The organism is Pseudomonas sp. LBUM1647 (genome assembly GCF_059716175.1).
In genome coordinates this window covers 3,936,800-3,961,135 of the sequence record NZ_CP166809.1, presented here as the reverse complement: position 1 = coordinate 3,961,135, position 24,336 = coordinate 3,936,800, and the positions used below count along the sequence as shown (strand labels likewise).

At 59.4% G+C, this 24,336-nt stretch carries 19 protein-coding genes; 11 read left to right on the top strand and 8 right to left on the bottom strand.

What is annotated here, in order from left to right:
- Positions 1-60 precede the first annotated feature (60 nt).
- Positions 61-1,620 (top strand): TerC family protein, encoded by a 1,560-nt coding sequence (locus ACA059_RS18010; protein WP_497630364.1) that lies wholly within the window; start codon positions 61-63, stop codon positions 1,618-1,620.
- 68 nt (positions 1,621-1,688) lie between these two features.
- On the opposite strand, the gene ACA059_RS18005 is transcribed toward ACA059_RS18010, so the two are convergent.
- Both ACA059_RS18005 and ACA059_RS18000 read right to left on the bottom strand, forming a co-directional pair.
- A complete protein-coding gene (locus ACA059_RS18005; protein WP_497630363.1) occupies positions 1,689-2,120 on the bottom strand; it encodes a thioredoxin family protein in 432 nt (143 codons plus the stop codon).
- Between the two features lie 103 nt (positions 2,121-2,223).
- Positions 2,224-2,628 (bottom strand): hypothetical protein, encoded by a 405-nt coding sequence (locus ACA059_RS18000; protein WP_497630362.1) that lies wholly within the window; start codon positions 2,626-2,628, stop codon positions 2,224-2,226.
- A gap of 422 nt (positions 2,629-3,050) precedes the next feature.
- On the opposite strand from ACA059_RS18000, the gene ACA059_RS17995 reads away from it, so the two are divergent.
- From ACA059_RS17995 to ACA059_RS17960, 8 genes are all read left to right on the top strand, one after another.
- The gene (locus tag ACA059_RS17995) at positions 3,051-3,899 is read left to right on the top strand and encodes a transporter substrate-binding protein (protein ID WP_140682619.1); all 849 of its coding nucleotides are present in this window, start codon (positions 3,051-3,053) and stop codon (positions 3,897-3,899) included.
- Positions 3,900-3,951: 52 nt separating this feature from the next.
- Positions 3,952-4,614 (top strand): amino acid ABC transporter permease, encoded by a 663-nt coding sequence (locus ACA059_RS17990; RefSeq protein ID WP_008015908.1) that lies wholly within the window; start codon positions 3,952-3,954, stop codon positions 4,612-4,614.
- Positions 4,615-4,622: 8 nt separating this feature from the next.
- Positions 4,623-5,285, top strand: coding sequence for an amino acid ABC transporter permease (locus tag ACA059_RS17985; RefSeq protein WP_497630361.1), 663 nt, complete (start codon positions 4,623-4,625; stop codon positions 5,283-5,285).
- A complete protein-coding gene (locus ACA059_RS17980) occupies positions 5,282-6,073 on the top strand; it encodes an amino acid ABC transporter ATP-binding protein (protein ID WP_497630360.1) in 792 nt (263 codons plus the stop codon). The genes ACA059_RS17985 and ACA059_RS17980 overlap by 4 nt, the downstream gene beginning before the upstream one ends.
- Positions 6,074-6,117: 44 nt before the next feature.
- On the top strand, positions 6,118-6,507 hold the full coding sequence (locus ACA059_RS17975; RefSeq protein ID WP_403098135.1) for a RidA family protein: 390 nt from the start codon (positions 6,118-6,120) through the stop codon (positions 6,505-6,507).
- A gap of 132 nt (positions 6,508-6,639) precedes the next feature.
- Complete coding sequence (locus ACA059_RS17970; RefSeq protein ID WP_497630359.1) at positions 6,640-7,404, top strand: IclR family transcriptional regulator; 765 nt, start codon at positions 6,640-6,642, stop codon at positions 7,402-7,404.
- 39 nt (positions 7,405-7,443) lie between these two features.
- Positions 7,444-8,661 carry an amino acid deaminase gene (locus ACA059_RS17965; RefSeq protein WP_497630358.1) on the top strand — a complete coding sequence of 406 codons (1,218 nt, stop codon included), beginning with the start codon at positions 7,444-7,446 and terminating at the stop codon, positions 8,659-8,661.
- A gap of 130 nt (positions 8,662-8,791) precedes the next feature.
- Positions 8,792-9,727, top strand: a complete 936-nt coding sequence (locus tag ACA059_RS17960) for a sugar kinase (protein ID WP_497630357.1) — start codon at positions 8,792-8,794, stop codon at positions 9,725-9,727.
- A 105-nt stretch (positions 9,728-9,832) separates the two neighbouring features.
- On the opposite strand, the gene ACA059_RS17955 is transcribed toward ACA059_RS17960, so the two are convergent.
- Together ACA059_RS17955 and ACA059_RS17950 are read right to left on the bottom strand one after the other, a co-directional pair.
- On the bottom strand, positions 9,833-10,108 hold the full coding sequence (locus ACA059_RS17955; protein WP_007898282.1) for a peptidylprolyl isomerase: 276 nt from the start codon (positions 10,106-10,108) through the stop codon (positions 9,833-9,835).
- 65 nt (positions 10,109-10,173) lie between these two features.
- Positions 10,174-12,711: a hybrid sensor histidine kinase/response regulator gene (locus tag ACA059_RS17950; protein ID WP_497630356.1), complete on the bottom strand. Its 2,538-nt coding sequence runs from the start codon at positions 12,709-12,711 to the stop codon at positions 10,174-10,176.
- Between the two features lie 120 nt (positions 12,712-12,831).
- Here ACA059_RS17950 and ACA059_RS17945 point away from each other — a divergent pair, with 120 nt between their 5' ends.
- Positions 12,832-13,941 carry a PilT/PilU family type 4a pilus ATPase gene (locus ACA059_RS17945; protein ID WP_497630355.1) on the top strand — a complete coding sequence of 370 codons (1,110 nt, stop codon included), beginning with the start codon at positions 12,832-12,834 and terminating at the stop codon, positions 13,939-13,941.
- A gap of 106 nt (positions 13,942-14,047) precedes the next feature.
- Here the strand turns inward: ACA059_RS17945 and ACA059_RS17940 are convergent, their stop codons facing one another.
- From ACA059_RS17940 to ACA059_RS17925, 4 genes are all read right to left on the bottom strand, one after another.
- Positions 14,048-16,003, bottom strand: a complete 1,956-nt coding sequence (locus tag ACA059_RS17940) for an acetoacetate--CoA ligase (RefSeq protein ID WP_497630354.1) — start codon at positions 16,001-16,003, stop codon at positions 14,048-14,050.
- Between the two features lie 180 nt (positions 16,004-16,183).
- The gene (gene hbdH / locus ACA059_RS17935; RefSeq protein WP_415760407.1) at positions 16,184-16,957 is read right to left on the bottom strand and encodes a 3-hydroxybutyrate dehydrogenase; all 774 of its coding nucleotides are present in this window, start codon (positions 16,955-16,957) and stop codon (positions 16,184-16,186) included.
- Positions 16,958-16,964: 7 nt separating this feature from the next.
- On the bottom strand, positions 16,965-18,356 hold the full coding sequence (locus ACA059_RS17930; protein WP_415769559.1) for a GntP family permease: 1,392 nt from the start codon (positions 18,354-18,356) through the stop codon (positions 16,965-16,967).
- Positions 18,357-18,642: 286 nt separating this feature from the next.
- On the bottom strand, positions 18,643-20,058 hold the full coding sequence (locus tag ACA059_RS17925; RefSeq protein WP_497630353.1) for a sigma-54 interaction domain-containing protein: 1,416 nt from the start codon (positions 20,056-20,058) through the stop codon (positions 18,643-18,645).
- A gap of 270 nt (positions 20,059-20,328) precedes the next feature.
- Here ACA059_RS17925 and ACA059_RS17920 point away from each other — a divergent pair, with 270 nt between their 5' ends.
- Positions 20,329-24,306 (top strand): RCC1 domain-containing protein, encoded by a 3,978-nt coding sequence (locus ACA059_RS17920; RefSeq protein WP_497630352.1) that lies wholly within the window; start codon positions 20,329-20,331, stop codon positions 24,304-24,306.
- Positions 24,307-24,336 lie beyond the last annotated feature (30 nt).

Sequence of the window (24,336 nt, the reverse complement as noted above, 5' to 3'; positions counted from 1 at the left end):
CCGCGCCGCGCCTTGCCGTGCCCGGCATTCTGAATTCACTGAAGAGATCGAGACGTTTTTATGGAATGGATAGCTGACCCCACCGCGTGGCTGGGCCTGTTGACGTTGATTGTGCTGGAGCTGGTGCTGGGCATCGACAACCTGGTGTTTATCGCAATCCTCGCCGACAAACTGCCGCCCGAGCAGCGCGACCGTGCGCGGATCATCGGTTTGTCCCTGGCGTTGCTGATGCGCCTGGGCCTGCTGGCGAGTATTTCGTGGCTGGTGACGCTGACTCAGCCGCTGGTCGAGGTGTTCGACAAGAGCTTCTCCGGCCGCGACCTGATCATGCTGTTCGGTGGTGTGTTCCTGTTGTTCAAAGCCACCATGGAATTGCACGAGCGGCTCGAGGGCCATATTGGCCAGCGCTCGTCAAACGCGGCTTACGCGTTGTTCTGGCCGATCGTGGCGCAGATCGTGGTGCTCGATGCGGTGTTCTCTCTGGATGCGGTGATTACCGCTGTGGGCATGGTCGATGAACTGGCAGTGATGATGATCGCGGTGATTATTTCCATCGGCCTGATGATCGTCGCCAGCAAGCCGCTGACCCGTTTCGTCAACGAACACCCGACGGTGATCATGTTGTGTCTGGGCTTCCTGATGATGATCGGCTTTGCGCTGACCGCTGAAGGTCTGGGTTTCCACATTCCGAAGGGTTACCTGTACGCGGCCATCGGCTTCTCGATCCTGATCGAGATTTTCAACCAGATCGCCCGGGCTCGCCGCAAAAAATCCTTGCAGGGTCTGCGACCGATGCGTGAGCGCACGGCCCACGCCGTCATGCGTTTGCTCGGTGGCCGCAAGCTGGCCGTAGAGGAGGTCGGCGAGGAGATTGCCGACATGCTGGACAACGGTGAAGCACCGAGCGCAGAACTGTTCGACCGTCGTGAGCGAGTGATGATCAGCGGTGTGCTGCAACTCGCCGAGCGGCCGATCCGCACCTTGATGACCGTGCGCGCTGACGTCGACTACATCGATCTGTCCGACGATGCCGACGCCATTCGTACACGCTTGATGCATTCGTCCTATTCGCGCCTGCCGCTGATTCGTGATGGCGCAGTGGATGAGCCGCTGGGCTTCGTGCACAAGAAGGAATTGCTCAAGGAATACCTGGCCGGCAACTCGCCCGGTCTTGAGCATTTGGCGCGCAAGACCATCAACTTGCTGGACAGTTACTCGATCCTCAATGCCCTGGAGCAGATGCGCAAAGCCTCGACGCACATTGCATTTGTGGTCAATGAATTCGGTGACTTCGTCGGTGTGTTGACCATGACCGACATTCTCGAATCGATCGCCGGCGAGTTGCCTGACGCCAGCGAAATCGAGGGCCCGGATGTGGTCGAGGAGAAGGGTGGATTCATGGTCAGCGGCGCGTTGAACCTGGCGCGCGTGCGACAGCGGACCGGGTTTGCGGCAGAGCCCACCGACGACTATCAGACCCTGGCCGGGCTGGTGGTGAGCTTGCTGGATCGCCTGCCGATGATCGGTGACAGCCATGAGTGGGAAGGCTGGCGGATGACCGTGGTGGCGATTGAAGAGCGGCGGGTGACACGCGTGTTGCTGGCGCGTATCGGCGGGTGATATTGCGCCGGGTTTGAGGGGCCTTCGCGGGCTTGCTCGCGAAAGCGCTCTATCCGGCGACAGACAACTCAAGCCCTGCCCACCTGACGTGCCCGAGGCACGGTGCACAGGGTCCGCAGGGTTTGATGCAACCACGCCAGGTCATGGCTTGGTTTGTGAACCGCGTATCTGGGTTTCACCTTGCCAATGTGCCTGGCGAAGTCTTCCTGCAGGGTTTGCTCAGTGCCGATTCCCTTGAGCTTCTTCAGCAGCTTCCCATCCTTGTAAAACAGTACGGTGGGTGTGCCGGTGACGTCCGGGTGGCGGGGTGATTCGGAGGTGTTCAACACAAAAATGTTCGCATGATGACGGTATCGCTCGGCAACCTGGCGAAAGACCGGTTCCGCCCAATCACAGGCCGGGCAGTGTTCATTGCCGAAATACAGGATCACCGGCCGCCAGGTTTTCAGGGCCTTGCGGTAGGTGGGGGATAATGTTGAGTGGGGGGCTGTCGAGTTCATTGAAAAACTCCTTCCTCTCGGAATACATCGGCGGCGTGTTCAGGCGAAACAAAACGCGAGTCTTCGCCATGCGATAACTCGCGTGTCAGGCCTCAGCGGTGTACTAGAGAAGCTTCGATAGCGTCACATCGCCGAAATAAGAGCCCAAAGTGCCGGACTCACCATCATTAGCTTCCAGCGTGACTTTGAACTTGATCGTTGAGATCTGGACTTTGAATTTTTTGGATAATACGGTCCAGTCTGTATCGCCACCGATGGCAAGGTAAACCGGCTCGCCTGTGGGAAGCGGCTGCACTTGAATCCGAGCAGCAGAACCGGGGAGAGTTTTCATTCTTGCGGACAGCATGAACTCTCCGCCGGCGCCGAGACCGGTGGGGACGTCCTGACTGATTGAATCCGGGGCAGCGATAATGCAATGACCGGTTACATAGCGCACGTTATCTGGATCGGTCGCCATCCACTCGTTGCCTTGCTGAGAAAAGTCACCGTTCTTAATCAAATTGGCCATTGCAAAAATCCTTTTCTGATTCGTTCGTTTTTAGTGGTTTGCACCGCATTGAGGTGCTGAGTAATTAGGCAATTCGAATAGGCATTCCACAACTGTCAGTTCTGACAGGTGAGGCAGTAAATCCGATGAGCGGTCACTTGCAGTCAAGGGCCTCGCGGCGTCTGTATCCGGCGCTGGGCGCACGGATTGAACACAGATGCACTTGAATGTGGCGTTACTTCCCAATGGGTTGCGTTCGGTAGCGAACGCATGCCAAGAGGCGTGCGAGATAATCCAAGCCGTTTTTCTAACCAACTGAATCAATTGGATTTTCATAACCCAGGATTTTCCGTCAATCCTGTGGCACACTTTCTGCTGTCTATTCCGTTGTTACATACCAATATCCGGTATAGCGGAATAAACATCACCCTGGAGTGCTTGCCATGCATCGCCGACCTTCCTTGTTTAAAGCGTGTGTTTTTGTTCTCGCGGCTTCGGCTGCTGTCATGGGCGTGGCCCAGGCGGCGGACAGCAAGCTCGATAGCGTGCTGGCCCGCGGGAAACTGATTGTGGGCACGGGCAGTACCAATGCGCCGTGGCACTTCCAGGGAGCGGATGGCAAGTTGCAGGGTTTTGATATCGATATCGCGCGGATGGTGGCCAAGGGATTGTTCAACGACCCGAGCAAAGTCGAATTCGTGGTGCAGTCGTCCGATGCGCGGATTCCTAACCTGCTGACCGACAAGGTCGACATGAGTTGCCAGTTCATCACCGTGACCGCCAGCCGCGCCCAGCAAGTGGCATTCACGCTGCCGTACTACCGCGAAGGTGTCGGCCTGCTGTTGCCGGCCAACAGCAAGTACAAGGAAATCGAAGACCTGAAAGCCGCCGGCGACAGCGTGACCGTGGCGGTGCTGCAGAACGTGTACGCCGAAGAACTGGTGCATCAGGCCTTGCCCAAGGCCAAGGTCGATCAGTACGACAGCGTGGACCTGATGTATCAGGCGGTGAACTCCGGCCGTGCCGACGCCGCGGCCACCGATCAGTCGTCGGTGAAATACCTGATGGTGCAGAACCAGGGGCGCTATCGCAGCCCGGCTTATGCCTGGAGCCCGCAAACCTACGCGTGCGCGGTCAAGCGCGGCGATCAGGACTGGCTGAACTTCGTCAACACCACATTGCATGAAGCCATGACCGGTGTTGAATTCCCGACCTATGCGGCCTCCTTCAAGCAGTGGTTCGGTGTCGATCTCCCGACGCCAGCCATCGGTTTTCCCGTCGAATTCAAATGATCCCGTGAGAGCGGGGCGGTCATAAATCGCTCCGTTCAAGGTACCGCTGACCATGAACTATCAGTTGAATTTTGCCGCCGTGTGGCGCGATTTCGACACCTTGCTGGCGGGGCTCGGTCTGGGCCTCGAACTGGCGCTGGTGTCGATCGCCATCGGCTGCGTGATCGGCCTGATGATGGCGTTTGCTTTGTTGTCGAAGCACCGCGCGTTGCGGGTGCTGGCATCGGTGTATGTGACGGTGATCCGCAACACGCCGATTCTGGTGTTGATTCTGTTGATCTACTTCGCCCTGCCGAGCCTGGGGATCCGTCTGGACAAGATCCCGTCGTTCATCATCACGCTGTCGCTGTATGCCGGGGCGTACCTGACCGAAGTGTTCCGCGGCGGGTTGTTGAGCATTCCCAAGGGGCAGCGCGAAGCCGGGTTGGCGATTGGATTGGGCGAGTGGCAGGTCAAGGCGTACGTCACCGTGCCGGTGATGCTGCGCAATGTGCTGCCGGCCCTGTCGAACAACTTCATCTCGCTGTTCAAGGACACCTCGTTGGCCGCGGCGATTGCCGTACCGGAGCTGACCTATTACGCGCGCAAGATCAATGTCGAGAGCTACCGGGTGATTGAAACCTGGCTGGTGACCACAGCGCTCTATGTGGCGGCCTGTTACCTCATTGCCATGATGCTGCGCTACCTCGAGCAGCGTCTGGCGATTCGCCGATAGGAGGCCACATGTACGAATCCCCCAGTTGGTTACATGAGTTATGGGTGGCACGGGAAGTCCTGTGGCAAGGCTTTATGACCAGCGTGCAGGTCTCGGCCCTGGCGATTTTGTTGGGCACGATGGTCGGCATCGTCGCGGGTCTGGTGCTGACCTACGGCAAGTTCTGGATGCGCGCGCCGTTTCGGTTTTACGTCGACATTGTTCGCGGCACGCCGGTGTTTGTTTTGGTGCTCGCCTGCTTCTATATGGCGCCGGCGCTGGGCTGGCAGATCAGTGCCTTTCAGGCTGGTGCGTTGGGGCTGACGCTGTTTTGCGGCTCCCACGTCGCCGAGATCGTGCGCGGCGCGTTGCAAGCACTGCCCAGTGGTCAGATGGAAGCGAGCAAGGCCATCGGGCTGACGTTTTATCAATCCCTCGGTTACGTGTTGTTGCCTCAGGCGTTGCGGCAGATCTTGCCGACCTGGGTCAACTCGTCCACAGAGATCGTCAAGGCTTCGACGCTGTTGTCGGTGATCGGTGTGGCTGAGTTGTTGCTCAGCACACAGCAGATCATCGCTCGAACCTTCATGACCCTCGAGTTCTACCTGTTCGCCGGATTTCTGTTTTTCGTCATCAACTACGCCATCGAATTACTCGGCCGGCACATTGAAAAGCGGGTGGCCTTGCCATGACTCAACCTCAAGTTTCGACACAGGATCAGGCGCTGCTGGACATCCGCGGCCTGCACAAACAATACGGCCAGCTCGAAGTGCTCAAGGGCGTCGACCTGACGATGCAGCGCGGCAACGTCGTCACGCTGATCGGTTCCAGCGGCTCGGGCAAGACCACGCTGCTGCGTTGCGTGAACATGCTCGAAGAATTCCAGGGCGGGCAGATCATGCTCGATGGCGAGTCCATCGGTTATGACGAGGTCAACGGCAAGCGCGTGCGACACCCGGAAAAAGTCATCGCTCGGCATCGGGCCATGACCGGCATGGCGTTCCAGCAGTTCAACCTGTTTCCGCACCTCACGGCGTTGCAGAACGTCACCCTCGGTTTGCTCAAAGTCAAAAAGCTGCACAAGGATGAAGCGGTGGCCCTGGCGGAAAAATGGCTGGAACGGGTCGGCTTGCTGGAACGGCGCGATCACTTCCCCGGTCAGTTGTCCGGCGGTCAGCAGCAGCGTGTGGCGATTGCCCGGGCGATTGCGATGAACCCGAGCCTGATGCTGTTCGACGAAGTCACTTCGGCCCTCGATCCGGAACTGGTGGGCGAAGTGCTGAGTGTGATCAAAGGCTTGGCCGAGGACGGCATGACCATGCTGCTGGTGACCCACGAAATGCGTTTTGCGTTTGAAGTCTCGGACAAGATCGTCTTCATGAATCAGGGGCGGATCGAAGAGCAGGGGCCACCCAAGGAACTGTTCGAACGCCCGCAATCACCGCGTCTGGCGGAATTTCTCAAGAACACGCGTTTCTGATTTTTTTCAGAAGCATTTTCACTTTTCAATCAGGAGAAACACTCATGAGCATTACTCGTTACGGCACCGGCAGCACCGCCGGTGGCGGCCAGCCCCGTCCTTTCGCCCGCGCCGTTGAAGCCGATGGCTGGCTGCATGTGTCCGGGCAAGTACCGGCGCTGGATGGCGAAATCATTGTGGGTGGTATCGTCGAACAGACTCACCAGACCATGAAGAACCTGATCGCGATTCTCGAAGAGGCCGGTTACGGCCTGGAAGATGTGGTGCGCGCCGGTGTGTGGCTGGAAGACCCGCGGGATTTCTGGAGTTTCAACAAGGTGTTTTCCGAATACTTCAAAAGCGAACACGCACCGGCCCGGGCCTGTGTGCAGGCGAACATGATGGTCGATTGCAAGGTCGAGATCGACTGCATCGCTTACAAGAAAAAGGCCTGAACCGCGGTGGCTCTTGTAGGAGCTGCCGAAGGCTGCGATCTTCTGGCGTTTTTGTAGGTACCAGAAGAGCTGGATCAAAAGATCGCAGCCTGCGGCAGCTCCTACAGGGCAACATTGAATGAGCATACTGACATGACCGAAGACACCATCAAGCGCCGGGCTCGCGGTCTGGACCGGGCGTTCGATATCCTCGATTTCCTCAAGGAAGTCGGCAAGCCCCTGCGCCCGAACGAAATCGCCAGCGGCATCGGCAGCCCGAAATCCACGGTCTACGAATTGGTTGCCTCCCTGCTGGAGCGACGGATTCTGGAGGCCGTGGGCAAGGACGGTCACGTCTACCTCGGCCGTCAGCTGTACTTCCTCGGGCAAGCGCATTTACGCCATTTCGACCTGACCCGCGAGGCCGATCACGCGTTGCAGGAGATCGTCAGCCAGACCCGCGAAACCGCGCAGATGTGCCTGCTCAACGGACGAAAATACACCGTGGCCTTGATGAAAGAGGGCGAGCGGCATTTCCGCATTTCCTCGGACATCGGCGAGAACGCGCCAATTCCCTGGACCGCTTCCGGACGCCTGCTGCTGGCGCACTTGAGCGACCAGGAAATCGTCGACCTGATTGATCACGATGACTTCATCCTGCCCGGGGGTGAACGCTTGCCGCTTGAACAGTTTCTCGGTGAAATCCGTCAGGCCGATATCGATGGCTTCTTCTCTTTCGATAGCGTTGCGGACACCTTTACCCATTGCTTTGCCGCCCCGGTGAAAGACCCGAACGGTGTGGCTATTGCGACCCTGTGCATCGTCGCCCCACGGGCCGATGCCAAGAACAATTACAACGACTACCGCCGGGTGCTGATCGACAGCGCCAACAGCCTGGCCCGTCGCATCAACGAATAACAGCGGCTGCCTGCGGCCGCGAATGTGAGGAGTTCGACCATGTTTTCTGCCAAAAATACTGCCACCGTGGAAAAGGGCTTCGCCCACACAGGCGCCAATCTGGTGCGCGACGTCAGCCTGCCTGCGCTGGTGCTGCACCGCGAAGCGCTGGAACACAACATTCGCTGGATGCAGACCTTTGTCAGCAACAGCGGTGCCGAACTCGCCCCCCACGGCAAAACCAGCATGACCCCGGCACTGTTTCGCCGCCAACTGGACGCCGGTGCCTGGGGCATTACCCTGGCCAGCGCCACGCAAACCCGCGCGGCTTACGCCCATGGCGTGCATCGGGTGTTGATGGCCAACCAATTGGTGGGGACGCCGAACATGGCGCTGATCGCCGATCTGCTGGCCGATCCGGCCTTCGATTTCCATTGCATGGTCGATCACCCGGACAACGTCGCTGACCTCGGAGCGTATTTCGCCTCCCGCGGTGTGCGCTTGAACGTGATGATCGAGTACGGCGTGGTCGGCGGTCGTTGCGGTTGCCGCACGGAAGACGAAGTGGTCGCGCTGGCCAAAGCCATTGCTGCACAACCGGCCCTGGCGCTGACCGGGATCGAAGGTTACGAAGGGGTGATTCACGGCGATCACGCGGTGAGCGGCATCCGTGCGTTCGCTGATTCTTTGGTGCGCCTGGCCGTGCAATTGCAGGACAGCGGCGCGTTCGCCATTCCCAGGCCGATCATCACTGCGTCGGGTTCGGCCTGGTATGACCTGATCGCGGAATCCTTCGAAGCGCAGAACGCCGGCGGGCGTTTCCTCAGTGTGCTGCGTCCCGGCAGCTACGTAGCTCACGACCATGGCATCTATAAAGAAGCGCAATGCTGCGTGCTCGACCGCCGCAGCGACCTGCACGAGGGCCTGCGCCCGGCGCTGGAAGTCTGGGCTCACGTGCAGTCGTTGCCGGAACCGGGCTTTGCGGTGATCGCCCTGGGTAAACGCGACGTGGCCTACGACGCCGGGTTGCCGGTGCCGCTGTTGCGTTACAAGGCGGGCGTGGTGCCGGCGACGGGCGACGACGTCAGCGCCTGCAAGGTGACGGCGGTGATGGACCAGCATGCGTTCATGACCGTGGCGCCGGGGGTTGAGTTGCGGGTGGGGGACATTATTTCCTTTGGTACTTCGCACCCGTGCCTGACGTTCGACAAGTGGCGCACCGGGTGTCTGGTGGATGAGCAGCTGAATGTCATCGAAACCATGGAAACCTGTTTCTAAGGCCTGAGACCGAGGCGCGGCCATCGCGAGCAAGCTCGCTCCCACAGGGGAACGCATTCCATTGTGGGAGCGAGCTTGCTCGCGATGACGGCCGTCCAGACAACACAGAAACACCAGAGAGCCCACAACAATGAACACCATCAGCACCCTCGGCCCCAACACCCCGCGCATCGCCCTGATCGGCGAATGCATGATCGAGTTGCAGCAACGCGCCGACGGCAGCCTGCAACAGAGTTTCGGTGGCGATACCTTGAACACGGCGGTCTACCTGTCCCGGGAGTTGGGCGAGGGCGGCACGGTGGACTACGTCACCGCCCTGGGTGACGACAGTTTCAGCGATGCCATGTGCCAGAGCTGGGCCGACGAAAACATCGGGCTCGGTATGGTCCAGCGCTTGCCCGGCCGACTGCCCGGCTTGTATTGCATCCAGACTGACGCCGCCGGCGAACGGCGTTTTCTCTATTGGCGCAACGAGGCGGCAGTCCGCGATTGTTTCACCACCCCGGCCGCCGCGCCGATCCTGGCGGCGCTACCGGATTACGATGTGCTGTATTTCAGTGGCATCACCCTGGCGGTGCTCGGCGTGCAAGGTCGGGAGAAGTTGCTGGAAACCCTGATCGAAGCCCGGCAGCGGGATGCGCGGATCGTGTTCGACAACAACTACCGGCCACGTTTATGGGCGTCGATCGAGGACGCACGGGCGGCCTATAGTAGCGTTCTGCCCTATGTCGACCTGGCGTTGCTGACCGTCGACGACGAGCAGGCGTTGTTTCATTTTTCCGATTGCGCGGCGGTATTTGCCACTTACGAGCAGATTGGCACGCCTGAAGTGGTACTCAAGCGTGGCGCCGAGGCGTGTCTGATTCGTTGTGATGGGGAGTCGTTTGAAGTGCCGGCGCAGGTGGTCGAGCGGGTGGTGGACACCACGGCGGCGGGGGATTCATTTAGCGCGGCGTATTTGGCCAGTCGCCTGAAAGGAGGCAGCCCGGTGGAGGCTGCTGAAGCGGGGCATCGGTTGGCGAGTCGGGTGATTCAAGTGCCGGGAGCTCTGATTCCCAAAGACTGAAATGCAATCCCCTGTAGGAGCTGCCGAAGGCTGCGATCTTTTGATCTTGCTCTTTTAAATCAAGATCAAAAGATCGCAGCCTTCGGCAGCTCCTACAATGATCCATTAATCCCGGTAAAACACCTGCACCAGGTGATACCCGAACTTGCTCTTGATCGGTCCGTGCACAACCCGCAACGGTTTTTTGAAAATCACCGCATCGATCACTCCAACCATCTGCCCGGGCCGCACTTCACCCAGGTCGCCGCCGCGCTTGCCGGACGGGCAGGTGGAATATTTCTTGGCCAGCACATCGAAGGCTTCACCCTTGGCGATGCGTTGTTTGAGCTGTTCGGCTTCTTCCGAGGTTTTCACCAGAATATGGCGGGCTTGAGCTTTCATTTGCAGTACCTTGCAACGGTGGTGGCTATGTGGTGCCAGCGTGGGGCGCGCGATTATGCCTTAACTCAGTCCGGTTGACCGATCATCGCGCGAATCTTGTTGGCCAACAGGTCAATGGAAAAGGGCTTGGCCACCATGTCCATGCCTTCCTCCAGGAAGCCCTGGCGTTCGGCGGCTTTTTCCGCGTAACCGGTCATGAACAGCACCTTGAGCTCGGGGCGGTGCTGGCGCGCAATCTCCGCCAGTTGCCGACCGTTCATCCCCGGCAGCCCGACATCGGTGACCAGCAAATCGACCCGCAGGTCGGACTCCAGCAGGGGCAGGGCGGTCTTCGCGTCTTCGGCTTCATGGGCGTGATAACCCAGCTCGTTGAGCAGGTCGAGCACCAGCATGCGCACCGCCGGGTCGTCCTCCACCAACACTACGGTTTCACCGGCGATCGCGGCCGGCGCCTCACTGGTGACCGGCATCAGGATGTTTTCAGGCTCTGCGGCGTGCAGCCGCGGCAGGTACAGACGAACGCTGGTGCCCTGGCCCGGCAAGCTGAACAGGCTGACATGACCGCCCGACTGCTGGGCAAAACCATAGATCATCGACAGCCCAAGACCGGTGCCCTGGCCGATGGGTTTGGTGGTGAAGAACGGGTCGAAAGCCTTGGCCAGCACCGAGGGTGTCATGCCGGTACCGTTGTCACTGACGGCAATCATCAGATAATCCCCGGCCTTGACCGGTTCCAGGGTGTTGATGTCACTGCTGTCGAGATAAACGTTGGCGGTTTCGATCCGCAACTCGCCGCCATCGGGCATGGCGTCCCGGGCGTTGATCACCAGATTGAGCAGGGCGTTTTCCAGCTGGCTGACGTCGGTGCTGACCGGCCAGACGTCATCGGCCAGTTGCAGTTTGAGCTCGATGTGGTCGCCCTTGGTCCGGCTGAGCAGATCTTCCAGAGAATGGATCAGATCATTGGCGTTCAGCGGTTTGCGGTCCAGTGACTGACGCCGGGAAAACGCCAGCAGGCGATGGGTCAGGGCGGCGGCGCGGTTGGCCGAGGACACTGCCGCCTCGGTGAAACGGCCCACCTCGGCGGCGCGCCCGTCGGCGATGTAGCGCTGCATCAAATCGAGGCTGCCGATGATCCCGGTGAGCATATTGTTGAAGTCATGGGCGATGCCGCCGGTGAGCTGGCCGACCGCTTCCATCTTCTGTGCATGGCGCAACGCCTCTTCGGCGCGCTCGCGTTCGAACATCTCGTTCTGCAGCCGCTGGTTGGCTTCAGCCAATTGTTGGGTGCGGGCGGCGACTCGTTCCTCAAGGGTTTCGTTGAGATTGCGCAGGGCTTCTTCGGTCTGTTTGCGCTCGGTTTCGTCAATCACAAAGATGTAGAAACCATTGACCGCGCCATCCGCGCCGTGGCGCGGCAAGTAGTTCATCAGGGCATGGCGGATGCTGCCGTCACGGTGCGGGGTGCGGATGCTGAAACAACAAGGCTTGCCGGACAGCGCCTGGGCGATGTGTTCGGCGCGCAAGGCATAGGCTTCTTCACCGAGTACTTCACGGATGGTTTTGCCAAAGAGCTCCTGAGGCGTCAGCCCGTACCAGTCGAGGTAGGCCGCATTGTTCAGGCGAAAGCGTTCCTCGCGGTCCACGTAGCTGATCAGGATCGGCATGGCGTTGATGATCAGTTGCAGCTCGGTCTGACTTTGGCGCAAGGCTTGTTCTGTGTGTTTACGTTCGGTCAGGTCCAGGGCCGCGCCGAGGAAGCGGATCGGCCGGCCATGGTGGTCCTTGTAGCAACGACCCCGGGCAAACACCCAGCGCAGCTGACCATCGGCTTGCAGCAGGCGATATTCCTCGGCGTACTCGGTGCCGTGGGTGATGGAGTGCTTGATGCTGCGGGCGACCATGGCGCGGTCTTCCGGGTGCACCCCCTGAAGGTAGGCGCTGATGGGCAACTGATTGGCGAGCAGCGGGTCGATACCGTGTAACTGGGCGAAGTGGGTGTCGGCAATGAAGCGGTCTTCGTTTATGTCCCAGTCCCAGGTACCGACGGTGTCGGTGGCCGCGAGGGCCAGTTGCAGACGCTCCTCGGTTTCGTGCTGGGCCTTGAGGCTGGCGGCCGAACGCTGTTCGAGCTCGAGGGCGATGCGTCGGCGTTCGTTGGTTTCGATGGCGGTGACCAGAATCCCGGCGACCTGGGCGCTTTCATCGCGGATGGGGCTGTAGGTCAGGTCCAGCCAGAAGTCGGAATCATGGCCATCGCGATGCAAGGTGAAGCGCTGTTCGCTGTAGGTCCGCACCTGTCCTTGTAGGACGGCGCTGTAAATAGGGTCGGTAAATTCCTTTAACTCTGGCCAGATCAGGTGCGTCGGCTGTCCGAATGCGTGTGGATGCTTGCTGCCGGCCAACAGGGCGAAGCCGTCGTTGTAGATCTGTGTGAGCTGCGGGCCCCACAGCAACAGCATGGGCATCGGCGAATGAATCACGATATCCACGGCGGTTCGCAGGCTTTGCGGCCAGGTACTGGCAGCGCCCAGCGGGCTGCGTCTCCAGTCCAGCCGGGCAATCAAGGCCTGGGCATCGCTGCCGGTCGGTGATGCGTTCATCAAGATGTCCTGCATTTAAGTCGGTGTGGCGGTGTCAACTATCCTTGTACCGCAGTAGACGCTGGATGACCCAATTTGGGTCATTTTTATTCATTGAATGCTTCGCGGGTGCTTTTTGCCATGGAAATCGATGCACTGTTAAGGCTCCTGGCCAGCCAGAATGGCTCCGATCTTTATCTGTCTACCGGTGCGCCACCCAGCGCACGGTTCGAGGGTGTGCTCAAACCCTTGGCCGATCAGCCGTTCAAGCCGGGAGAAGTCGCGGCCATCGCCGCGTCCATCATGGACGCCGAACAGCGTCTGGAGTTCGACCGGGAGCTGGAGATGAACCTGGCCATCTCTTTGACAGGTGTCGGGCGCTTTCGAGTGAATATCTTCAAACAACGCAACGATGTGTCAATCGTTGCGCGCAACATCAAACTCGACATTCCGCGTTTCGAAGACCTCAAACTGCCGCCGGTGCTCCTCGAGACGGTGATGCTCAAACAAGGACTGATGCTGTTCGTCGGCGCTACCGACTCGGGCAAGTCAACTTCGCTAGCAGCGTTGATCGACTACCGCAATCGCCACAGCAGTGGCCACATCATCACCATCGAAGACCCGGTCGAGTACATCCATCGGCACAAAAAATCGATCATCAACCAGCGCGAGGTCGGCGTCGATACCCGCAGTTTTCACGCCGCATTGAAAAATACCCTGCGCCAGGCACCGGACGTGGTGCTGATCGGCGAAATCCGTGACCGCGAGACGATGGAGCATGCACTGGCGTTTGCCGATACCGGTCATCTGGTTATTTCCACCCTGCATGCCCACAACGCCCATCAGGCGCTGGACCGGATTATCAATTTCTTCCCCGAAGAACGCCGGACGCAGCTGCTTCATGATCTGGGCAACAACCTCAAGGCGTTCGTTTCCCAGCGCCTGGTGCGTACCCGTGACGGTCAGCGACGGGCGGCGGTGGAAGTGATGCTCGGGACGCCAACCGTCGGGGACCTGATTCGGCGCAATGAGTTGTCCGAGCTCAAGGGAATCATGGAGAAGTCTGTGGAACTGGGGATGCAGACGTTCGACGGAGCGCTTTACGCGTTGGTCGTCGAGGGAGCGATCAATGAGGAGGAAGCGTTGAAGCATGCGGATTCGGTGAACAATTTGCGCTTGCGGCTGAAGCTGCATGCCGAAGCGTCACCAGGCCCCCATACACCGCCCGGCGAATGGGGCCTGATGGACTGACACAGATCCCCTGTAGGAACTGCCGAAGGCTGCGATCTTTTGACCTTGTTTTTAAGATCAAGATCAAAGGATCGCAGCCTTCGGCAGCTCCTACAGGGGGCGTGGTTCAGTCAAGGAGCTCGGGGCGGTCGCGGAATTGCTCAAGAGCTTCGGGATTGGCCAGCGCATCGGTGTTCTTCACCTTCTGGCCATGCACCACATTTCTCACGGCCAACTCGACAACCTTGCCGCTGATGGTGCGCGGTATATCGGTCACCGCGACAATCTTCGCCGGCACATGCCGCGGTGTGGTGTTGGCGCGGATGACCTGGCGGATCTGTTGTTGCAGCATTTCGTCCAGTTCGACACCCTCGCGTAACCTTACGAACAGCACCACCCGAACGTCATCCTGCCATTGCTGACCAATGGCCACGCTGTCCAGCACCTGCGGGACTTTCTCCACCTGACGGTAGATTTCCGCGGTACCGATTCGCACGCCGCCGGGGTTGAGCACGGCGTCGGAGCGTCCGTGGATCATCATCGCGCCATGGGGCAATTGTTCTGCGTAATCGCCTTGGGCCCAGACACCGGGGAACTGACTGAAATACGAGGCGCGAAGCTTTTCCTGTTGAGGGTCATTCCAGAACCCGATGGGGATTGCCGGGAAGTGCCGGGTGCACACCAGCTCACCTTTTTCGCCGATCACCGGCTGGCCGTCGTCGTTCCAGACTTCCACCGCCATGCCCAGGCTTTTGCCTTGTATCTCGCCACGGCGTACCGGTTGCAGCGGATTGCTGTTCACAAAACACGAAACGATGTCGGTGCCGCCGGACATCGAGGCCAGGCAAAGGTCAGGCTTGAGGTCGCGGTAGACGTAGTCATAACTCTGGGGCGACAACGCGGAACCGGTGCACAGCAGGGTTTTGAGGCTGCTCAGGTCATGACTTTCGCGAGGTTTGATGCCGCTGCTTTCCAGGGTCGCGAGGTACTTGGGGCTGGTGCCGAAGACACTGATGCGTTCGTCGTCGATCAGGTCGATCAGGCGCTCGGGATCGGGATGAAACGGCGAGCCGTCGTACAACACCACCGCGCTGTCCACGGCCAGCGCCGAGACCAGCCAGTTCCACATCATCCAGCCGCACGTGGTGTAGTAGAACAAACGGTCGCCGGGGCCGAGATCGCAATGCAATCCGTGTTCCTTGACGTGTTGCAGCAACACTCCGCCGGTGCTGTGAATGATGCATTTCGGCACGCCGGTGGTGCCGCTGGAATAGAGGATGTACAGCGGATGAGCGAAGGGCACGGGGACGAAATCCGGCTCGCCACCAATGTCGTAGAAATCATCCCAGAGCGTCACGTTGGCCCGGGTGTGGAAATGTTCGATGTGCGCTTGTGGTCGGGCGTAAGGCACGACAATCAACTGCTGCAAGGACGGCAAGCGTTCGAGGATTTCATTGACCTTGGCGGTCTGGTCGATGTCCTTGCCGGCATAGCGGTAACCGGCGCAGGTGATCAGCACTTTCGGTTCGATCTGGCCGAAGCGATCGATTACGCCCTGGGTGCCGAAGTCCGGTGAGGAGCAGGACCAGATCGCCCCCAAACTGGTGGTGCCGAGCATCGCCACGAGGGTTTGCCAGGTATTGGGCATGCACGCCGCGACGCGGTCACCAAGGCCGACACCGGCGGCTTTCAAGCTGTTCTGAAACCCGGCGACATGCTCGGCCAGTTCTGCCCAGGTCAGGTGTTCACGCTGGCCGTTTTCACCGATGGCCACAACTGCCACGGCATCGTCGCGACGGCGCATCAGGTGTTCGGCGAAGTTCAGGGTGGCGCCGGGAAACCATTGGGCGCTGGGCATTTGCGCGCCCTCAACGAGCACCGCGTCCGGTTGATCGTGGAAACGGATGTCGAAAAAATCGACGATGGCCTGCCAGAACGCTTCACGCTGATCGATGGACCATTGATGCAGGGCAGGGTAGTCGTCGACGTGGAGGTTGTGTCGCTGATTGATGAAGCGCCGAAAGGCCTCCATGCGGGTCTTGCCGATGCGCTTGGCGCTGGGTTGCCACAGGAACTCGGACATGGCTTGCCTCTTCTTTCTTATGTGTACGCACACTGGCTTTTGTGGCGAGGGGGCTTGCCCCCGTTCGGCTGCGCAGCAGTCGTAAAATGGTTGACGCTACTATTTTCAGGACGGCTTCGCCGCCCAACGGGGCGGTGCGGCGATCCGACAAGCCCCCTCGCCACAGGTGTCTGCTGGTGGTTACTGCGCCAACCACCCACCATCGATATTCCACGCCGCGCCACGCACCTGGCTACCGGCCTCACTGCACAAAAACAGCACCAGTTCGCCCAATTGTGGCGGCGTCACAAACTCCAGGGAAGGCTGCTTCTCGGCCAGCAAATCATGTTGCGCCTGTTGCGGGTCGATCCCTTTGGCGATGCGATCATCAATCTGCTTCTGCACCAATGGCGTCAGCACCCAGCCCGGGCAGATGGCGTTACAGGTGACGTTGGTGGTCGCCGTTTCCAGCCCGACCACCTTGGTCAAACCGATCACCCCATGCTTGGCGGCCACGTATGCAGCTTTGCCCACCGAGCCGACCTGACCGTGCACCGAGGCGATGTTGATGATCCGGCCCCAGCCCTTGGCGCGCATGCCCGGCAAACTCAAACGGGTGCTGTGGAACACCGACGACAGGTTGATCGCAATGATCGAATCCCAGCGCTCTACGGGGAAGTCTTCCACCGGCGCCACATGCTGAATACCGGCGTTGTTGACCAGGATGTCCACGCCGCCGAACTCACGCTCGGCGTAGGCGATCATGTCGGCGATCTGCTCAGGGTTGCTCACGTCAGCCGGGTGATGGCCGACCTTGCCGCCGAATTGCTCGACCTCGGCAATCACTTTAGACGCATCACCGAAACCGTTGAGGATCAGATTGGCGCCAGCCTTGGCCAGGCTGAGGGCGATGCCCAGGCCGATACCGCTGGTGGAACCGGTGACCAGTGCAGTCTTGCCCGAAAGAGTCGTCATGAATACCTCACACAATGCCAGTGGCGTAGAAAGTACCGATCACCACAAAAACCGCCAGGGTCTTGATCAGCGTAATACAGAAAATGTCTTTGTAGGCTTCGCGGTGAGTCAGGCCGGTGACCGCCAGCAAAGTAATCACCGCGCCGTTGTGCGGCAGGGTGTCCATGCCGCCACTGGCCATCGCGGCCACTCGGTGCAGCACTTCCAGCGGGATGTTGGCGGCGTGGGCCGCTGCGATGAAGTCATTGGCCATGGCCGCCAGCGCAATGCTCATACCGCCCGACGCAGAACCGGTGATGCCGGCCAGCAGGGTTACGGTTATCGCTTCGTTGACCAGCGGATTGGGGATGCTCTTGAGCCAGTCGGCCAATACCAGGAAGCCCGGCAAGGAGGCGATCACCGCACCAAAGCCGTACTCCGATGCGGTGTTCATCGCCGCCAGCAACGAACCGCTGACCGCACTTCGACTGCCCTCGGCGAGTTTGCCGCGAATCGCCTGGAAGCCGAATACCAGCACCATGATGATGCCGACCAGCAACGCAGCTTGAACGGCCCAGATCGCCGTGAGTTTGGCGATGTCGGTGGTCACCGGCGCGGCCATGCCCGGCAGCGCGAGGCTGTGCGTCTTGCCGTACCACTGTGGAATCCACTGGGTAAACAGCAGGTTCATGATGCCCACCGCCAGCAGCGGCGACAGTGCAATCCATGGGTTTGGCAGTTTGATGTCGGCAGCGGTTTCCGGTTCGTTGCGCAGTTCGGTGCCATAACCCTCACCGGCGCGCTGAGCCTTGTTGCGCTGGCGCTGCAGAAACAGCATGCCGGCGCAGACCACGAAGATCGCGCCGATCAAGCCCAGCCAAGGCGCGGCCCAAGCGGTGGTGTTGAAGAAGGTGCTGGGGATGATGTTCTGGATTTGCGGGGTGCCGGGCAGGGCGTCCATGGTGAACGAGAAGGCGCCGAGGGCGATGGTCGCCGGGATGAGACGCTTGGGAATATTGCTCTGGCGGAACATTTCAGCGGCAAACGGGTAGACCGCGAACACCACCACGAACAGCGACACGCCGCCGTAAGTCAGCAGGGCGCAGACCAGCACGATCACCAGCATTGCCTGACTCGTGCCGAGCAGGCGAATCGCCGCTGCGACGATGGAGCGCGAAAAGCCCGACAGCTCGATCAGCTTGCCGAACACCGCACCGAGCAGGAACACCGGGAAATACAGTTTGATGAAGCCGACCATTTTCTCCATGAACACCCCGGTGAAGGCGGGGGCGACGGCGGAAGGGTCGGTGAGCAGAACGGCGCCGAGGGCGGCAATCGGGGCAAAGAGGATAACGCTGTAGCCACGGTAAGCCGCGAGCATTAGCAGCGTGAGAGCTGCCAAGGCAATGATCACACTCATGGTGTGTCTCCTGGATTGTTATTTTTTTAGGGTGGATCTGTTGTGGGAGAAGGCTTTAGCGAGTTTCGTGCCAGACACGCAAGCTATTGAAATATAAGGATATATGCAGATTATTTGAGTTGGGTTTTAGTCGGGTGTCTCTAGGTTGAGACTTGTTTGGGTCATGCCGTCCTCATCGCGAGCAAGCTCGCTCCCACATTTGACCGCATTCTTCTGCGCGACGCGGTCAACTGTGGGAGCGAGCTTGCTCGCGATGCTCTGTCTACAAGTGAAGATTCATGTCTCTTTATAGAGACTCCGCAATCCCCAGAGCCACCATTTTCTTGTACAAGGTCGACCGCCCCAGCCCCAACTGCGCCGCCGCTTCAACAACCTTCCCGCTACATTGCGCAAGGGTGCTTTCAATCAACTGTCGATCAAACCGCTCCCGAGCCTCACTGAAAGTCTCATGCGCAACCGGCTCAATCGTTACAGGCGCCACGCGCTCAACCGGTGTGAACGTACCAATCGCAGCGCGGATATCCGCGGCATTCAGCATCAAGTCATCACTGAGCAGTGCGGCGCGTTCGAGTACGTTGCGCAGTTCACGAATATTCCCCGGCCAGGCGTGCTGACCCAGCAAGTCCAGGGCCTCACGGTTCAATTCGTGCTGACTGCGCAGCTCCTCCAGAATCGCTTCACTGAGGGCTGGCAGGTCATCGAGTCGATCACGCAGGGGCGGGACCTGGATCGGCAGCACGTTGAGGCGGTAATACAGATCGGCGCGAAATTCGCCGCGTTTGATCGCGGCTTCCAGATCCGTGGAGGTCGCGGCAATCACCCGCACATCGCTCTGGATCACTTCGTTGGAACCCACCGGCTCGAATTCTTTCTCCTGCAGTACCCGCAGCAGTTTGCTTTGCAGTGGCAACGGCATGTCGCCGATTTCATCGAGAAACAGTGTGCCGCCCTGGGCGATCTGCAACTTGCCGGCACGGCCCTTGCGATCAGCACCGGTAAATGCGCCGGGCGCGGTGCCGAAGAATTCCGCTTCCAGCAACGATTCGGGAATCGCCGCGCTGTTGATGCTGACAAAGGCTTTGTGCGCGCGCGGCGAAGCGCCGTGGATCGCCTGAGCCAGCAGCTCTTTGCCGGTGCCGGTTTCACCGAGCAGCAAAACCGGGGATTCCGCGCTGGCACTGCGTCGGGCGCGGCGCTTGACTTCGAGGCTGGCGGCGCTGGTGCCGATGAAGTGGGCGAAGTTGTACTTGGTCTGCCGTGCTCGCAACAGCGAACGGGTGGACGCCAGTTCTTCCTGCATGCTCATGTAGCGCTTGAGCATCGGCGAGAGGCTGCGCAATTCGTCGAACAGCGCAAACCCGATGGCACCGATCACCACGCCGGCGTCGTCATGAATCGGCAGGCGCATCACCACCAGTGGTTCTTTGGGGGTGTCCTGCATATCGAGCAGGATCGGCCGACCGGTGCGCACCACCTCGCGCAACAGACTGCCGGGGATCACACTTTCGCAGGCCTTGCCGATCGCCACTTCCGCCGATTCCAGGCCGAAGCGTCGGGCATAGCGCTCGTTCATCCAGACGATGTTGGCGTCGCGGTCGACAATCACCGTGCCTTCGCTGGACTGCTCGATGATCTCGAACAACGAACGGATCGCCAGCAAACGAACGCGCTGGTAGTCCTTGAGGCTTTCGGTGGTGTTCATGGCGCATTTCCAGAATGAGTGGGCTCGCCGGCATGCGCGCAATGAGCCTGTTGGCGTGGGTGGCATTATGCCGGGGAGGGCTCCCTGGATACCATTTCAGTGTTTTTTCATTCCGCACTTGGAAGCAGGAGGGCTACACCGTTCGTCGGAAACACCCGTTGACCTGTTATTTATGACAGTTGCGCCTACGTCGCTACAGGCTCTCAATGCGCTCATCCGGCGCTTGGTTGTTGCTCATGTGAGCGCCTTACTTGAGACGGGAGACTGCAAATGACCACGGAAGAGTTGTTGCCGGAATCGCTTTCAGTGCAAAGCGCGAAAGTTCTGGCGCTGTCGCCTATTTACATTCCGGGCCAGATTCCGGAAATCCATGATGCTGACGGAACGCCCAACGAGAATCGGGTTGGCGTCAACCGCAGCATGTGCACCTCCAATGCCGAGGGCTTACTGGTTGATGTACTGCCGTATCTGGGGGCTACAGAGGGAGACATCATCCGCATTTACTCCAGTCTGGATCCGATCGCATTGCTGTCATTCAATCTGGCGGCGGGTCAGGAAAATAAAACCTCCCACGTGTTCTTGCCGGGGCACCGACTCAAACAGGGCTTCCAGTTTTTCCGGTATGAGGTGATGCGCAACAGCCAGAACGTTGGGGACTCCACACCGCTTGAAGTTTTCGTCCGTTTTTTGATGCCTGGCGGCACAGATCCGGAGCCGGATCGTCCCGGGCACTACCGGTTGCTGGCGCTAAAGTTGCTCAATGTGCCTGCCGGGGGAATCACCAGAGAACTGGCGGAGTCGGCTGAAGGGGTGCAATTCGCCATTCCTGCTTATCTGAACATGCGTCAATTTGACGTAATTAGCGTGAGTTACGGTGGGGTCTTCTTTTACATCACCGTGCTGCCCGAGCATGTTGGCAAGGAAATCCGGGGCAAAATACCGCCGGAAGTCATCATGAAAGCCGGTAACGGCGATCACATCTTTATTTATCGCCCACGCGATCAAGTGCATAACCTTGCCAGTGACTGGTCATTGCGTATTTCGGTGTATGCCGAGGTGACTCCGGATCTGTTGCGTCCGGTGATTCTGGATGCGGTGCAAGTCGATCCGGATACAGGCGAATTGTTTTATGACCTCGCCACGCTGGGCAGCAAGAATATTCAGGTGGACGTGGTCACGCGCCCGGTTACCTTCGACCTGGGAGATACTGTCAAGCTGTCGGTCTCCAGCATCAAGAGTGGCATTGAGACTGTGGTGTTCACCGAGTCCAAACCCGTTACCCAGATCAACAGCACCGTGCGCTTTTTCATGCCCAACGTCACGGTTGTGCAGTTGGCCAGAGAGCACATTTATTTCCGCTATGAACTGACCAAAAAAAGCACGGGCGATACCCGATGCTCGAGCCGAACCACCGTCTGGCTAAAGGGCAGCGCAGTGAACCTGCCGGCACCGAAAATCCTTCCGATCAATGGTGTTGTGGTCGATCCTGCCAAAGCTGCGACCGGCATCGTTTCACCCCATGCCGGGATAGTCGCGCAAGCCTGGTTGCACTTTTACGCCATGGGAACTGCGCCGGGTGGAGTAGTGCACCTGTTCGATAGCGGACGGCGTATCAGCAGTTCGCAGGCCACCCGCGACATGACGTTCCCGCTGTCCGCGGCATACGTGTCGAAGATCAACGGCGGGCCGCTCGAGGTGTATTACAAGGTAGGCACCAGCAAGGACGATCCACTGGCGGCCGAATCCTTGCGCTACTCGGTACGGGTCGGCGAGCCCAGGCCCGACTTGCAGGCTGCCATCGTGGTGGATGAGGTGGACGGGGTACTGGATCCCGAACAACTGCCTCCCTTCTCGGACGCGGAGGTTCAAGTTCTACCGTTCAAGGACATGAAGGGTCACACCGTTTACCTGTGGTATCAGTCGGATAATCCGCTGGATTCACAGCGCTACGACGACTCCATCGACATCGATGATCGCGATCTCGATATCCCGGTGTCGTTTTACCTGCCCCTGGACTTCCTCAAGGCAAACGTGGGTTACAAACTGACGATCGGTTACTCGGTCGAACCTACCAATGGATCCGGCACGGAGCGCTTCGGGGCCAATAAGTTAGTGGCGATTGGCGCGAGTGCGAAGCAGCCATTGCCTGTACCGAAGGTATTGGAGGCCAATGATGCAGGTGTTCTGAATCCGGGGGACACGGCCAGCAAAGGGGCGTCGGTAGTCATTGATGACGCCGACCTCAAATTTGGCGATTACATCAAATTGAAGTGGGATGGCGACGCACAGGACGGAGACTATCAGTGGGAGGAGTCCATTTCGTTCAATGGTGAAGGAAAGCTCTTCACCCATCAGGTCCCTCAAAAGTATGTGCTGGCCAATCAGGACCTGGGTATCCGGGTGTCTTATTCGGTGGAGCGCGACGCCGGGGGCGAGCAGCCTTCCGATGTGCTGGTATTGAGCGTGCAGCGCGCGGTACTGCCACTGCCTGCGATCAGCGAAGCGACGGGCCCCAACCGCGATCAGATCAACCCTGACGACGTGCCTGCCGATGGGGCCAATGCCCGGATCGGGATTACCGCGCAACTCAAGGAAGGTGACGTTGTTACGCTGATGCCCAGCGGTGCACCCGCAATCATCAGGACGGTTTTCAAGACTGATGAAGGGCGGGAGCTGATCATGAAAATTCCGCGCTCTTTCATCGAACGGCAAAATGGCGCAAGTTTTACGCTGGGTTACACCATCAAGCGCAAGGCGGGCGGCGCGGATGAATCATCAGGTTTCAAGAACTTCGATGTTCGTCGCGTGATTGGCTCCGGCAAATTGAAGGTCATGGGGGCACGGCATAACTCCAATACCTATCGTTCCTCCAGTGCGCCGTGCCTGATGTGGGCATTGAATGCCCAAACCCTCCAGCCGATGTTGTCGGAGTGGCGATATGTTGGCGATGCCGCCTGGATTGCCGGCACCCAATTCATCGATACCGCCTCTTCCCGGTCACTACAAGTACGCTCCTCCACCGAGCAAGTGACCCTCAATCCAGTCAATGTGTGTGGCAACGGCGTAGACGCCAACGTCAGCGGCGCCGCAGCAGTTGTCGTGCTGCGCGACGCTCGAGTGTCAGGCGGGGGCGGCTTGGGTGGACGTGATCTCGCCGGATTCGGCAATGCCTCCTACGGTGGCAACATTCCTCCGGTGTATCTGATCCTGGAGAATTTGCAGGGCGTTTTTTGTTCCGGCGGTGCGTTTGTAGCACTTAGCAGAGAGGGTGTTGCGCTGCCGTTCGGCGAAGCGGGCAGTGGCGGCGATATGGGCGCGGTCAACCCTAACGGATTCAAAACCCTCGCCAGCAACAGTTACGCATTTGCCGGGCTGACCACTACCGGTGAGGTGCGGTGCTGGGGCAATGCATCGTACGGTGGCACGCTGCCCGCGGGCGGACTGAGTAATATCAAGCGTGTGTTCAACGGTGGCCTGGCGTTCTGTGCCGAGCGGATGGATGGCAGCATCACAGCTTGGGGCTATGGCGTTGTGGCCAGTCCGGTTCCTGGCGTCAACAACGTAGAGCGAATCATCTGTTCCTATCAGGCATTCGCGGGTATCACCCAGACGAAACGGCTGTTCGCGTTCGGCGTTGCAGGCTTCGGCGGCACGCTTCCTGCCGAAATCGCCAACCGCACCGATATCCAAAGGCTTTGCTGCGCCAATGCCCGTGCCTTTGTGGCACTCACCAGCGCAAAGAATGTCGTTGCCTGGGGTGAGGCCGGCTACGGGGGCAATCTCAATGCCTTTCCCGGAATCGCCGCGCTGCGTTTTGTCGATGTTGCCTCCACTTGGCATGCGTTCGCAGGAATCACTGAAAACAATCGCGTGGCTGCCTGGGGAACAGCGCCAGCGGGTGTCGTGCCAGCGCAGATCGCTGCGCTCACCAACGCCATCCAGGTAGTCGGAACCTCTCATGCATTTGCGGTGCTATGTGCTGACGGACGTGTCTTTGCGTGGGGCAACGCAACGCTCGGCGGTGATACCTCACCGGTCGCCGCGCAACTGGTCAACGTCGTCGCCATTTACACCAACTCGCACGGGTTCATCGCGCTGACATCCGACAAGCGCGTGGTCACGTGGGGGCAAGCGACCGGCATCGGTGGCGCTGCCGGCCTTAACGGCTTCGTCTCCTATATCGACGGCACTGCTACGGCAATGGATGCAGCAAGCGTCGAAGCGAACGAGACAGCCGAGTCTCAATAAAACCATTCGAACTGCTCGACACTCGACGCC